Below are 13,842 nucleotides of genomic sequence, written 5' to 3'. Positions count from 1 at the left end.
GCTTCTGGATCTCACCGAACCAGCTCGTCACCAGCAGGATCAGCCCGTACATCTCCTTCATCCGCTCCTGCGCATGGCGATCGTTCGGATCGCTCACGGTCTCCAGCTGGACCTCGCGCAGCATGGACAACGTGGGGTCGATCTCGCGCCGGCGGCGCTCTTCGGCCAGGGTGCGGAAGATCGCCCAGACATCGTCGGGTGCCGAGAAATACTCGCGGCGGTCACCCGGCTGGTGAGACAGCTTGACCAGGTTCCACGACTCCAGCTCCTTCAGCCCGATGCTGACGTTGGAGCGCGAGAAGCCCAGCGCCTCGGCGATTTCGTCGGCGTTGAGCGGGCGGGAGGCGGTAAACAGCAAGGCATAGATTTGCCCAACCGTGCGGTTGATGCCCCAGCGGCTGCCCATTTCACCGAAGTGAAGCACGAAGCGCTGGATCAGGGGCGACAGATGCATCTTGTTTGTTTTGAATTTTTAGGAAGTTGTGAAAGTTTAGTACGAAAAGGCGGGCTGTGCTGCGGTGCGGGGTGCGACAACGGGTCGCTGCTGCCTGGTGTCAACGTCACGTGTCTCTGTTGTCACGTCCCACAATTCCCGACCTGAGTGCATCCAAGTCGTCAGGCCAGGGCAAACGGCGAGACACGATGAAAGTTGTCTCGCCATCGTCGTCAGAACAGCTTGATCAAACGGATCTGGGTCATGCTGCCGACCTTTGCGTTGCGCGAACTGGTTGTCGCCATGTATTGCAGCGTCAACGCGGCGTCAATGCCAGGCACCATCGCGGTATAGAACGCACCGGCATTGAGCGATCGGTATCGGCTCGAGCCCCAGGGGTTGTTCGAGTCATCCTGGTACTGCTGAACGAAGACAGTGTGCAGTCCGAGCACGCCAATTCCGCTCTTGTATGCCGCCGCGCCTTCCAATCCGATCCAGTTTCCGCTGCGGAGGTCATTGTCACGATTCTTCGTATTCAGGCCCAAGGTCACCTTTGCCGCGATGGCGACGTCCGGCGTTGGCAGGTAGGCCACTTGCACCGACGGCCGCAGCGTGTAGAAATTACCAGTGCCTATGTCGGGTGCAGGCGATGCGTTGTAGCGTCCTGTCGGAATGACGAAGGATGCGCCCAGCAATACACGCAGTTGTTCGGTCGTATAGAGCCAGCCGCCTTGCAACTCCAGGTCGCCGACGCCCGATACGTCGCCACTGGAACTGGCTGCTTCGCCGGCAAGGTTTGACTGATATGTCGCGCCGAACTGGCTGGCGATGGCCTGCTGTGCGGCCGCGGGGACTGCGGGGTTCGCCTGCACGGCCGGCGTTGCGGCAGTAGCCCTGACCGATTGGGACTTGACGCCATACGGCAGAACGCCGCCGAACGCGAAGCGACCACCGCCATAGTCCGCGTTGGTAATGTAGCCAATGCCGAGGTTGAACAGCTTGAAAGTGCCTGAGGCAGGGATCTGGGCGGTATTGGCGCCATACGTGGGATACGCCGTCACGGGGGTAGGGGACGGAAGTGGAATGGCACCACCGGGGATCGGCTTCGTCAGTGTGCTGCCGTCGTTGCCGGTCACCTTTCTGATGTCGATATAAGTCGCTGCAACGCCAACTGCAAGCCCGGCGGCATCCGGGGGTGCAAACATTTCCCCTCCGATGCTGCCTGCTATGTTGTACCGCACCTGAAAGTCTTCTCCGGCATGCGCGGTCATGCTTGCAAGGCAAGTGATGGCCGAGATGGAAAGGCGATAAACAGAAGTCTGCAACACAAGGGTCTCCTCCTTGTTATTGAAGCGACGTAAAAGAAGCCCCGCCCGCCGGCGCCATGAAGTGGCCCCAGAAGGTTAGTTTTCTGTCTGCGGGGCGGCTGGCGCCTTCAGGCCGCCTTGGGGAGGCGCATGTCGAGGCGGACCTTTGGCGGATCGATCAAATCAAGGGCTCGCTGGAGGATGTGCTCGGCCTGAGAGGCCGGGCCTTCGGCGAGCACGCATCGGTCCGGACGGACAACCACCATCCAGTCGAGCGGGGCCAAACGGGGCAACACGACCTCATCCAGCGCTTCGAGACGCCGGCCTTTGGGAGCGAGATGCTGCGCCTGGGCACGTTGGCACCATTGCCACACCTTGCCGCCGGCGAGGGACCAGCGCGTCATGAGCTCAGGCGACAGCCGCGTTGCGGGGTCGAAACCGAATCCGATGACTGCACATTCAAGCCCCAGGCAATCGTCGCTAAGTGTCGGGATTCCGCTTTCAGCTGGTCGGACCCAGCCCTGTGGAAAGCTCGAACCTGCACGCAGCTTCTCGGTGCCGCGCACGCGCACAAACAGGCCATTGTCAAATGTGTTTGCGGGCTTGACTTTCAAGTCTTCGAACAAGGCACGGCCACGTGGCAATAGCCGCATCGCGCTCATGCATCCGTGAATGGCGAGTGCCGCCGCTCTGTTGCGTGGCATGACAAGTGCCCCAAGGAAGCGCGCCAGGTTGATGATCTTCCTTGCGTGAGGCCGGCGTTCCTGATCATAGCTGTCGAGAATCTGCTCGCTCGCCTGGCCGCGTAGCACCCACGCCAGCTTCCACCCAAGGTTCGCCACGTCTCGCAGGCCGGCCACCAGTCCTTGCCCGGCAAAAGGTGGGGTAATGTGAGCGGCGTCACCAGCCAGGAAACATCGACCCTTCGAGAACGACTTGGCTTCGCGTGCATGAAATCGATACACAGCGGTGCGTTCGATCTGGATCTTTTCAACATCGCACCACGGCGCTAGCAGTTTGCGCACCGATTCTGGCCGCTCCATTTCCTCGGCACGTTCTCCCGGCTTCAACATGAATTCCCAGCGCTGGCGCCCCCCTGGCGCGACCATATGTGGCGTTGGCCTTGCCGGGTCGCAGAGAAATTCGCAATGGTCAATGGCATTCGGTACGCCAAGCGCGTCGACGATCAGCCAGTCCTGCTGGAATGTGCGGCCCTCGAAATCCAGCCCTAACTCACGCCGGACCAGTGAACCTGCGCCATCGATGCCAACCATGTACTTCGCCCTGACCTGCAGGGCAGGCGAGCCAGCTGATTTCACGACGGCATGCACATGGTGACCATCATCGACGAACGACTGGAGTTCAGCCCCGAGGCGAACGTCMACGGTGCGGTACGCTGACAGCTTCTTGCGCAGCACCGCCTCCAGCTCCGGCTGGTAGAACGTGACGAGCATCGGATGGCCATCGACAATCCTCGCGCTGTTGATGCGCGCAAAGCGGCCGAACAGCGGCGAGCGGTATTGCACCTTCGGAATTGCCACCGTGGCGAATTCTCCCTCCGCTACGCCCACGAGCTGCAGAATGCGCAGTGCCTCGTTGTCCAGCGCGATCGCGCGCGGCTTCGCAAAAATTTCCGTGGCGCGGTCGATGGCCAGGACGCGAATCCCGTAGCGGCCAAGCAGGTTGGCCAGCGCTGCCCCCACCGGCCCCAGTCCAACAAGCAGGACATCCGTATCGAGCATGCTTCCCTGCGGAGTCTTCCCGGTGTTCGTCATCATTGCTCCTGCCATGCGGAGATCACGGGATAGCGGGCTACCAGTGCCATTGCCGCCTGACGTGACGCAACCGGTCCKGAGATATCGGCCACGGTACCGCGCTCGGGACAGAGCCGGGCTTTAACGCGGGTGTCAGACATGCCATGTCCGGCAAGCGCGGCCTGGATGACGTGCTCGACGGCGCGCAGTCGCAGGTCCGGCTTTGAGACCTTGCCGACGGCCGTAAGGGGTAGTGCTGACATGATTTCGATGCGCACCGGCACCGCCGCACGTTCAGGAATCCTCTCGCGGGCGTACTCCATCAACGCTTCGGTGCAAGTCTTTGCGCCCGGCCTGAGTACCGCGAAGGCCACCGGCAATTCGCCCGCATGGGTGTCTGGCTGCCCAACCGCAGCGACCATGGCGACTGCGGGGTGCGCGGCGATTGCATCCTCGATCATCGACGGATCGATGTTATGGCCGCCACGGATAATCAGGTCTTTCGCGCGGCCGCACAGCGTGAGAGATCCATCCGCATCAAGGCGGCCCAGGTCGCCCGTGTTGAACCATCCGCCCTCGATCCAGATGCCGCGGTTGTCGGCTTCCCGCAGGTAACCGGGAAAGACATTGGGGCCGCGTATGCCGATCACGCCGGTCATACCGGCTTCGGCAAGTTCGGCGGGCCGGCCATCTGCATGTAGCTTGAACAGCTTCAATTCCTGATACGGAATGCGGATGCCAACCGTAYCGGCCTTGGGCGCGGCTTGTAGCGGGTTGACGGTTGACACGCAACTACCTTCCGTCAGGCCATATCCCTCGTGGATGCGAACACCAGTGACCCCTTCAAACTCGTGTGYGATCTGACTGGGTAGCGGCGCGGCACCACAGAGAACGTGGCGCAAGGTCGGGATCCCGTCCGCAGGCAACGGCCTGGAAAGCAGTGCTGCCAGTATGGTTGGCACGGCGGAAAACGTGGTGGCCCCAAATCGGTTGGCAATCTCCCAGAAGGCGTCTAGCAGGCCCGGCGTCCGATACCCGCCAGCTGTCAGCATGACGATTTCCGAACCGCTGTGAAGCGCACCGAGTCCGGTCACCATGGCGCCATTCACGTGGAAAAGCGGCAACCCCGCCAGCATCACGTTGCACCGGTCGTCAATCCGTTGAAGGACCCATGCCATCACGGCTTCATTCAGGTGACTGTGCACGGCCACCTTGGGATACCCGGTGGTGCCACCCGTATGAAAATAGGCGCACGGCTCGGTGGGGGTGAATCGCCGCCCGCTGATCAGCCGCGTACTGTCGGATTCGGCCAGCGCGTCATGGAAGTCAAGCACCTGCACGCCGGGACGGCTCGGCATCTTGCCGCGCGGGATGTGACCGCCGGAACCGGTACGCCGCCCCATCGCCGCCGTCGGGTCGACCTRCAGGATCGTCTCGATCCGAGGCAGCCTGTCGGCGACTTCCACGGCTTTTTCCCAGATACTCCCTTCGGTGGTGGGCCCCAGGGCGATGACAACCTTGGCTTCCGTCTCTTCGCAGATCCGGGCAACGTAGCTGGATTCCAGCATCGGGTTGATCGGGCTGGCGATGCCGGCAGCCTCGGCACCCCATAGTGCCAGGTGGCTCTCGATCAGGTTCGGTAGCAGGATTGCGACTGGCACGCCCGGCGTGATACCCAGGCGGTGCAGTGTATTAGCAGCGCGATGGATGCCTTCCAGCAATTCGGCATAACGGACGTCGCGCGTCGGCGCGCAGGGGCTGCCATCCAGTAGGAGCCGCAGGGCCACGCGTTCCGACCAGCGCTCGCAAGCGGTCCGTAGTACCTCGTAAGTGTTTGTGGCGCGGATCACGTACTGCCAGGGCGTGCGTTCGATCTGTTCCACGTCCTCCAGTCGCCTGACGACCTCTGGCATGGCGCTGATTGCAAGGCTACTCATAAGACTTCACTCTCGTTCCAAATACTGCGATGGGATGCCACATGTTTCGTCGCCAACTGGCGTGGTCGTCATGCCGATGTGATAACGGTGGTCTGCTCACCCAGGTCGATGATGCCGTCATCTGTGCGAATCGAGGCCCGGATGCTATCGCCGGGCCGAAGGTAGGCGGGATTGGTCAGGCCGCGGCGCACAAACATGCGCCATTTGCCGGCGTCGCTGAGAAAATGTTTCGCCATGAGCATAGCGAGCTTGCCCGGCGCGCGGGCCGCGCAACCGGCTGGCGTACCGGTGGCGATCAGGTCGCCTGTGTGAACGTCGTGCATGGATGCCAGTTCAGTCAAGGTTGAAGCCGGCGCATGGATCATATCGGCGCAGTAGGCGTCCTGCCGGGGCTGTCCGTTGACATCCAGGCGCATCCGCAATTCCGGCCAACGTTGCCACTCTTCYGGTGTCAGCAATATGAGCCCAGGGCCAACGGGCCCGAAGCCGCGATAGCTCTTGCCCTTGTAGAACTGACCCTGCGGCAATTGCACGTCACGTGCCGACAGGTCATTGACGATGGTCACGCCGGCAAGCCAATCACCGAGAGCGTCGGGGCTGACCTTCACGCCAGGTTGCAAATCCCGCCGCAACACCAGCCCGAGCTCGATCTCGTAGTCGAGCAGCTTGACGTGGGCCGGGGAGGCAACCGGAGCATCCGCGGCCGTGATGCATGAGGATGCCTTCGTGAAGATGGTGTTGAAGGGAAAATTCTCGACACGCAGACCGGATTCCATGACGTGGCTGCGGTAGTTGATGCCTTGGCAGAGGAATTGCTGGTTCTGCGTGACGGGTGCGAGAAGCTGGACGGCCTCGCGCGGAATCGTTGCCTGCGCCGCCGGCACTTGCCAGATGCTTTGCCAGTGTTTGGTAAGCAACTCGCCTGTGGTCGCGGCGTTGGCCTGCAACGGCGCGATGCGCGCGCCAAAGAGAATGCCCCATTGCGGGCCATCCGTATGGATGTAGCGAATTACGGTACGAGACATGATATTTCCTAGGGAATTGCTTAGTTCTAAAGCCAGGGTCTGGCGGGTGCGCCCAGCGCAGTTTCGATCAGCTTGAGCCGCGCCGGCGCAATCGCCTTGCGGTGTACCAGCCTCAGCACCTTCAGCACATTGCGCAAAGTCTTTCGTGGCTTCATCGAGGCCGGTGCGTCGGCACCCCAGGCCCAGATACCGCCGAAATCAAGCGGCGAGTAAGCGGTTTCGAAATCCGCGGTGAAAAGGTCCCCATCGGTGTAGTGCTCCAGCTCAAAGCCGTCCGGGTCGCGCCAGTAGTCGAACAACTGGCTTCCMAGCAAGTGCCGCCCGATGCCCCACATGTGCGAATGGCCTTGCGCACGCAGCACCTGTTGACCTTGTCCGAGCGCATCGAGATCGATGACTTCGTACGCGCTGTGCTCGTATTTCTCTTCGATGCCACCCACCAATACGAGGGTGTGGTGGTCGGCTGGCGCCTGGCCAAGGTCGAGCCGGCAGAAGGCCAGGTTGGGACTGCCATCCGCGAGGTACTGCACATCGGTAGGAATGACACCAAGTACGGTCATGTACCACGCCGCCATGGTGGCAAAGTCCACGGTTTGAAGTACAACATGACCCAGCCGGACAATACTGGCCGGCTCAATCGGGGTGCGAACGGTGCGGTTGACTCGCGACGTATGTTGCGCCGTGTTGGTCAACGTCATGGGTGGGCGCATGGGCAGAGCTTCGACACGCTGCTGGCCTTGCACGAGCCAGACACTACGGCCGGAGGGATCGAATAGCTCGACACCGCGGCCGCCTCCGGGAATCTGTTGTTCGGACAACCACGTGGCGCCAAAGCGATCGACATACCGATGCAAGTCGGTATCGTCGGACATGCGAAAGGCAGGCCCAACGAAGCGGCTCGCCGCCGAACGTTCGGCCACGGCAATGCAAGGGGCCGTCCCGGCGCCACGGGCCGTGATCCGGTCAGGCGAGACGCTGACCAGATGCATGCCGAAATCGCGCCAGAAGCGTTCAGTCGCCGGCAGGTCTTTCTTTTCCCAGCGAAGGAACGCCAGTTCCACGGCTCTACCGAGCGGCTTTGGGCGCGTGAGCCGTTGCACGCCAGGTGGCAGCCGGCTCTCCGGGTGAGACTCCGGCTGGCGGAGCATGACAGTCGATTTGGGCATGAAGTCTCTAACCGCTGAGCGGTCCGTTTGAGATTGTTTTGGATCAGCGCCATGCATGCAGGTGCTGCCAAGGAGGCGCCACGGCGCTTGCGACGTCGGAATGCGGAGGCAATCGACGTCGTTCATAGGCGTGATAATAGTATTATTGTCATAATGACAGATAGCTCGTTAACACCTAGGGGGGCGATAAGGTGGGGCGGTCGCAGCGCCCCGCCGCGCGCAAGGTGTGGGGCGTTTCGCGTCTACCGGCCAAGGGATCGCATGCCGGCAGCCATACGAGCCGCATCGCCCGGAGCACTGGCGACCGAAATGGCTGCGACCCAGGGGGTCTCCCGGTTCAGCACCGACCGGTGCGCAGTTGAGTCGGGTAAGCGATACACCGATAGAGCCGGGTTGACGACTTGGATACGCGATCGTCGGCGTGGGCCCGTGGCCCCCGGCCCCGCGCTGCGAGGACGGATTCTGTGGGGCAGCCAGCACTTCATCGAACGCAAAGCCGGCTTGGACTCTGATGCGCGCTATCCAACATGGGCTGGGTAAGCCGAATCGCGGCCCAAAGTCCATGTGAGCGACGATCAGCGGAATACGGCAAACCGTATGGTGATCGGCATTTTCGGTAACCTATATCTTGCGACGGGCGGTCATTACGCTTCTAATGAGTTCGTGGCAGGCTAAGGCTGGCAGAGGGCGATATGCGCTGCACAAAATGCGGGTTCGAGAACCCCGCGGGAGGAAAATTCTGCGAGGAGTGCGGGAAAAGGCTTGCGCAGATCTGCCCGCAATGTGGCCAGGAGTCCAGCCCCACAGCAAAGTTCTGCGGTTCTTGCGGCGCGCCCATGACGGAGCTGGCCGCAACGCTAGTCGCTGCCGCAGTGCCAACGCCCGCTGTCCCCGCACCGGTTCTTTACACACCGCCCTATCTCGCCGAACGCATCCTCGCCGAGCAGGCCGCGATGGAGGCCAGGGGGCAGGCTGCCGGCGAACGCAAGACCATTACGGCGCTGTTCGCGGACATGGCCGGCTCGACCGCCTTGATCCAGGACCTGGACCCCGAAGAAGCACGCGGGCTGATTGACCCCGTGATCGGGCTGATGATGGAGGCCGTGCATCACTACGAGGGATACGTTGCCAAATCCCTGGGCGATGGCATCCTGGCGCTGTTCGGCGCGCCGATTGCTCACGAGGACCACCCCTTGCGGGCGTTGTACGCGGCRCTGCGCATGCAGGAAGCGATTCGGCGCCTTGGTGACCGGTTCCGTCTGGAGCAGGGTGTCCCGCTGCAGATCCGGGTCGGCATCCATACCGGCGAAGTGGTGGTGCGCTCGATCCGCAAGGACGACTTGCGCGCGGACTACGACCCGGTGGGGCACACGATCCATATCGCCGCCCGGATGGAAGGCGTCGCAACACCGTCGTCGATCCTCGTCAGCGAATCGACCCATAAGCTGACCGAGGGGTACTTCGAGTTCAAGGGCCTCGGGACCACGCGCGTGAAGGGCATTCGGGAGCCCCTTGCGGTCTATGAGGTGCTCGGCCTAGGCCCCTTGCGCACGCGCCTGCAAGTGGCGGCGCTTCGCGGTCTGGCGCGTTTTGTCGGCCGCCAGGCCGAATTGGAGCGCCTGCAGGAGGCGTCGGAGTCGGCCAGGGCGGGGCAAGGGCAGATCGTTGGGGTGGTGGGCGACGCGGGCGTCGGCAAGTCGCGTCTGTACCACGAGTTCAAGGCACGCTCGCAGCGGGGCTGCATGGTGCTCGAAACCTTCTCGGTTTCACATGGCAGGGCCTTTCCCTATCTGCCTTTGATCGATCTGTTGAGAAACTACTTTCAGATTGCCGCGCAGGATGACGAACGGCTGTATCGCGAGAAAGTCACCGGCAGGTTGCTGACTCTGGATCGCACACTGGAGGACCATCTGCCCTATCTGCTCTACCTGCTCGGTATCAGCGAAGCGGGCTCGGCGCTGCCCAAGATGGATGCCACCATCCGGCGCCAGCGCACCTTCGAAGCCATTGCACGGCTACTTGTGCGTGAGAGCCGGAATCAGCCGCTGATGCTCTTGTTCGAAGACTTGCAATGGCTGGACAGCGAGACCGAGGCCTTTCTCAATATCCTCATCGAGCATGTGCCGCGCACCAGATTGCTTCTGCTCGTCAACTACCGCCCGGAATACGCGCATGATTGGGGCGGGAAACATTACTACACCCAATTGCAACTGGAACCGCTGGGGCAAGCGGAGGCACAGGGTCTGCTCATGGCGCTGTTGGGAGACCATCCCTCGCTCGTGCCCCTGAAACTGCTCATCCTGGCCAAGACGGAGGGTAATCCGTTCTTTATGGAGGAAGTCGTCAAGACGCTGGCCGAGGAGAGTGTCTTGCTTGGCCAGCCCGGCAGCTACCGGATCGAGAACTCCCCTTTGTCACTTCATATTCCGACGACCGTGCAGGGGGTGCTCGCCGCGCGTATCGACCGCCTTCCCGTCGCCCAGAAGGACTTGCTGCAGACCCTTGCGATCATCGGCAAAGAGTTTCCCTTGAGTCTGATCCAGCATGTCACCGCGCAACCGGAAGAGGCTCTGCGCCCGCTTCTGAGTGACCTTCAAGCCGGCGATTTCATCTACGAGCGTCCGGCATTCCCGGAAGTGGAGTACGCGTTCAAACACGCGCTTACCCAGGAGGTGGCCGCTAACTCCCTCCTGACAGGTCAGCGCAGCGTGCTGCATGAACGCACAGCCCGGGCCATCGAGACACTGTTTCCGGGTCGGTTGAAGGACTATTGCAGCGAACTGGCTCACCATTACAGCAAGAGTGGCAATGTGCCGAAGGCCATCGAATACCTCCATCTTGCGGGCCAGCAGGCCTTGCAGCGTTCAGCACAGATCGAAGCGATCCATCATCTCAGTGCAGCCCTCGAACTGCTCAAGTCCGTGGCGGACACCCCCGAACGCGCACGCGAGGAACTCACCCTGCTCCTGACCCTCGGTCCCGCCTGGATGGCCGCTCGAGGCTATGGTGCGCCAGAGGTGGAGGCCACCTACACGCGTGCATTGGCCTTGTGCGAACAGGGCGGAGAAATACCGCAGATCTTCTCGGCACAGCTAGGACTTTGGTCGTTTTATCTGTTGCGTGCGCAACTCAGTACGGCACACGCCTTGGCGCAGCGGCTGCTCGGTTTCGCGCAGGATAAACAGGATCCGGAACAGCTCGCGGAGGCGCACCGCATTCTTGGCGCCACCTTGTTCCGTCTGGGCGAGATCAGGATGGCCCGCACCCATATGGAGCAGGCGCTGGCACTGCACCGCCCTGAGCGGCAAACATACAGCAAACTTCTACGCTATGCGCCGAACCTCGCCCTTCATATCCGGAGCACATTAAGCTGGACGCTCTGGTTTCTGGGCTTGCCGGACCAGGCACGCGCGCGCAGCGAGGAAGCGCTGGCGCTGGCCAGAAAGTCCTCTGATCCGTTCGGCCTTGCCTTGTGCCTGATCTTCGCGGCCGAATTGCACCAGTACCGGCGCGAAGTGCAACTGGCGCGGGAGTGTGCAGACGCCGCCATCGCACTTTCGAGCGACCAAGGGTTCCCCCTCTATCTGGGTTGGGGAACGATCCTGCGCGGCTGGGCGCTGGCCGAGCAGGGTAGTCATGAGGAGGGAATCGCGCAAATACATCAAGGCCTCAGCGCCCACGAAGCGACCGGGGCGGCATTGGGTCGGCCGAGGCTTCTGGCACTGCTCGCCAACGCTTACGGAAAAGCGGGGCAAGCCGAGGAGGGGCTTCGTGTGCTGAGTGAGGCGTTGGCTCTGGTGAAGAACACGGGCGAGCGGTTCGCTGAGCCGATTCTGCTTCGGCTCAAGGGGGAACTGATTCTAATGTTGTCTGACGGCGAAGCCGGCTCGTCCACCAGGGCCAAAGAAGCCGAAGCGTGTTTTCAGGCGGCAATCGCCATGGCTCGTGACCAGGGTGCCAGGTCAGTCGAGCTGAAAGGCGCGCTGAGCATGGCCCGGCTATGGCAATGCTGCGGCAAGATGGATGCTGCGCGCTCGATCCTGGCCGGTATTCATGGCACGTTCGCCGAGGGATTCGATACCGTTGACTGGCAAGACGCAAAAGTACTGTTGGAAGCGCTGACGTAAGCGGCCAGGCCAGGCTCGCGCAGGCGTCTGCCGACGACGCGTGGTCGGCCGAGCATTCTCGCGCCGCCGAGGCGCGGGCTATTCCGGCTGGATACCGGCGGCCTTGATCACCTCAGCCCATTTCGCGGTCTCGCTGCGCACGAACGCTGCCAGCTCTTCTGGCGTCGATGGGGAGGGTTGGCCTCCGGTCCGGCCGAAGTACTCGGTGGCCTCCGGGCGCACCAGCCCCTGTCGAATCAGCTGGCTCATACGCGCGACGACCGGTTTTGGCGTGGTGGCAGGGAAGAAGGCGGCAACCCAAGCCGTCATCTCGTACCCTGGCAAGCCGCTTTCCGCCATGGTCGGGACATTGCCGAGCAGGGGATGGCGCCTGGACGTGGTCACGGCGACTGCGCGCAGCTTCCCGTTCTGGATGAATGGCAGGGCTGGATTGATGTCGGAAATCATGAAGTCGACCTGGTGGCCCATCAAGTCGGTCAGGGCCTGCGGCACGCCCTTGTAGGGCACGTGCAGTGCCGGTGCGCCGCTCTTGATCTTGTAGAGCTCACTGGCGACCCGGGTGGAGGAACTGCCGCTGGCGAAGGACATCTTGCCTTGCCGGTCTTTCGCCAGCGTGGTCAGCTCTGCCAACTTCTGCACCGGGCTGTCGGATGGCACCACCAAGACCAATCCGCTCTTGGCGATCAACGACACCGGCGCGTAATCTTTGATGGGATCATAGGGCAGCTTCTTGAAGAGGGACGCATTGGCCGCGTGGGTGGTATTTGTCGTGATGAGCATCGTGTAGCCATCTCCGGGCGCTGTCGCGACCGCCGTGGCCGCGATGAACCCGTTGGCACCGGGGCGGTTTTCCACGACGACGGACTGGCCGGTCTGGGCAGTGATGATCCGCGCGATGTAGCGCGCGGCGTTGTCCGTTCCACTGCCTGCAGGGAAGGGCACCACCACACGGACCGGTTTGGCCGGATACTCGTTCAGGCCATCTGCCCACACCAGTTGCGACGCCGCGGAGGCAGCAACTAGTCCGGACAGCAGGGCGAGCATGCGTCGCCGGGGAAATCGCTGGATCATCTTGTCTCCTCCTGTATCTTGGGATCTGATTGATTCACTTGGTCGAGCTTGCGTCAGGTCAGCGGATCGTGTGCGCGAATGACAATCAGCTCGCGCTTCCCGTCTGCCGATTCGATGCTGAGTTCCGCACCGTCGGGAACGTAGACCCACTCCCCGGTCCCGGCGGCGAAACGCTCCCCTTCGATGCGCCCGTGGATCGTGCCACTGCGAACGAAGAGCACCTGCTCGGTCTCGCCGAGCCTGTGTGGCTCGGCGCCRCCATCCGGATCAAGGTCGACCATGTAGATGTCGAGAAAMCGGGAATCGACGGTCTGGCGTGTGATRACCGGCCTGGCGAGCGCGCCMYGGTAGTGCGGCAGCGCGATYGCTTCGGTGCTGATTGGAACGTCGCGGACATCGGCGGCACCGGCCTGAAGGCGCGGGTCGCCCGGGCCGGTCGCGATCACCGCTGCGTTCGGGTTTTCGCTGTACGGCGGAGCGTAGACCACCATCACCCGTACCGGTTCGTCGCCGATGACCTCGAAGCGATGGAAGACGCCGGCCGCATTGAAGCTCCAGTCCCCTGCGCGCAAGATGCGCTGTTTTCCGGGTAGTTCGCCGATACCCTCGCCGGCGAGCAGGAGCGACGCCTGCTCGAGGTCCGGGTGTGCGTGCGGCAACGCGCCTTGGCCCGGGGAGATCGTGCCCAGCAGGACCTCGAGCCGGCGCGCGCCGACAGTCTCCTTGCCAATGATGCGCTGGTTCGCCGTGCCCGTGTGGTTGGCCGGTGCGTACGCGGGCACGTCGGCGGCCCTCCGCACAAAGGATGATGTCATTTCGGTGTCTCCTTGTTCAAATAGTGAAGTCTGTCAGTGAAGTCTGTCGCTCAGCGGCGGCTGTCGGGGATGGCCAGCGCCGGATAGTGCTCGGTCAGCTTGGCTGGAATCTCCAGATCCAGGATGAAACGGTCGCCGCGGTACCAGAACAGCCCTGCCAGCAGCACGTTGCCGTCGACATCCAGGGTCGATCGGACGATCCTGGCG

Annotated in this window: 9 protein-coding genes and 1 pseudogene; 1 reads left to right on the top strand and 9 read right to left on the bottom strand. The window is 62.4% G+C overall.

Going from position 1 to position 13,842, the window contains the following annotated elements; translation table 11 throughout:
* From AC1DS3_RS24840 to AC1DS3_RS24815, 6 genes are all read right to left on the bottom strand, one after another.
* The coding region (locus AC1DS3_RS24840; RefSeq protein WP_477128157.1) for a GbsR/MarR family transcriptional regulator at positions 1-454 on the bottom strand (454 nt) is incomplete at its 3' end.
* A gap of 212 nt (positions 455-666) precedes the next feature.
* On the bottom strand, positions 667-1,761 hold the full coding sequence (locus tag AC1DS3_RS24835; protein WP_441630999.1) for a transporter: 1,095 nt from the start codon (positions 1,759-1,761) through the stop codon (positions 667-669).
* Positions 1,762-1,868: 107 nt separating this feature from the next.
* Positions 1,869-3,518 (bottom strand): bifunctional 3-(3-hydroxy-phenyl)propionate/3-hydroxycinnamic acid hydroxylase, encoded by a 1,650-nt coding sequence (locus AC1DS3_RS24830; protein WP_441631001.1) that lies wholly within the window; start codon positions 3,516-3,518, stop codon positions 1,869-1,871.
* Complete coding sequence (locus AC1DS3_RS24825) at positions 3,515-5,377, bottom strand: acyl-CoA synthetase (protein ID WP_477128156.1); 1,863 nt, start codon at positions 5,375-5,377, stop codon at positions 3,515-3,517. The genes AC1DS3_RS24830 and AC1DS3_RS24825 overlap by 4 nt, the downstream gene beginning before the upstream one ends.
* A 122-nt stretch (positions 5,378-5,499) precedes the next feature.
* A complete protein-coding gene (locus AC1DS3_RS24820; protein ID WP_441631005.1) occupies positions 5,500-6,456 on the bottom strand; it encodes a fumarylacetoacetate hydrolase family protein in 957 nt (318 codons plus the stop codon).
* 26 nt (positions 6,457-6,482) lie between these two features.
* Entirely contained in the window at positions 6,483-7,517 is a 1,035-nt protein-coding gene (locus AC1DS3_RS24815; protein WP_441631007.1) for a VOC family protein, read from the bottom strand.
* A gap of 797 nt (positions 7,518-8,314) precedes the next feature.
* On the opposite strand from AC1DS3_RS24815, the gene AC1DS3_RS24810 reads away from it, so the two are divergent.
* A complete protein-coding gene (locus AC1DS3_RS24810) occupies positions 8,315-11,749 on the top strand; it encodes an AAA family ATPase (RefSeq protein WP_477109095.1) in 3,435 nt (1,144 codons plus the stop codon).
* Positions 11,750-11,827: 78 nt separating this feature from the next.
* On the opposite strand, the gene AC1DS3_RS24805 is transcribed toward AC1DS3_RS24810, so the two are convergent.
* From AC1DS3_RS24805 to AC1DS3_RS24795, 3 genes and pseudogenes are all read right to left on the bottom strand, one after another.
* A complete protein-coding gene (locus AC1DS3_RS24805; protein WP_441631011.1) occupies positions 11,828-12,820 on the bottom strand; it encodes a Bug family tripartite tricarboxylate transporter substrate binding protein in 993 nt (330 codons plus the stop codon).
* Positions 12,821-12,873: 53 nt separating this feature from the next.
* On the bottom strand, positions 12,874-13,635 hold the full coding sequence (locus tag AC1DS3_RS24800) for a cupin domain-containing protein (RefSeq protein ID WP_477128155.1): 762 nt from the start codon (positions 13,633-13,635) through the stop codon (positions 12,874-12,876).
* Between the two features lie 50 nt (positions 13,636-13,685).
* Positions 13,686-13,842 (bottom strand): annotated as a pseudogene (locus tag AC1DS3_RS24795) (GntR family transcriptional regulator); the annotation flags it as partial.

The sequence above is a fragment of the Cupriavidus sp. 01L46 genome, assembly GCF_056399905.1.
The sequence above is the reverse complement of the archived record's forward strand: the minus strand, read 5'-3'. Positions and strand labels throughout refer to the sequence as shown.

Excerpts from the sequence above, each read along its gene's own strand:
- AC1DS3_RS24805 (WP_441631011.1), bottom strand. The coding sequence starts at position 12,820 with ATGATCCAGCGATTTCCCCGGCGACGCATGCTCGCCCTGCTGTCCGGA.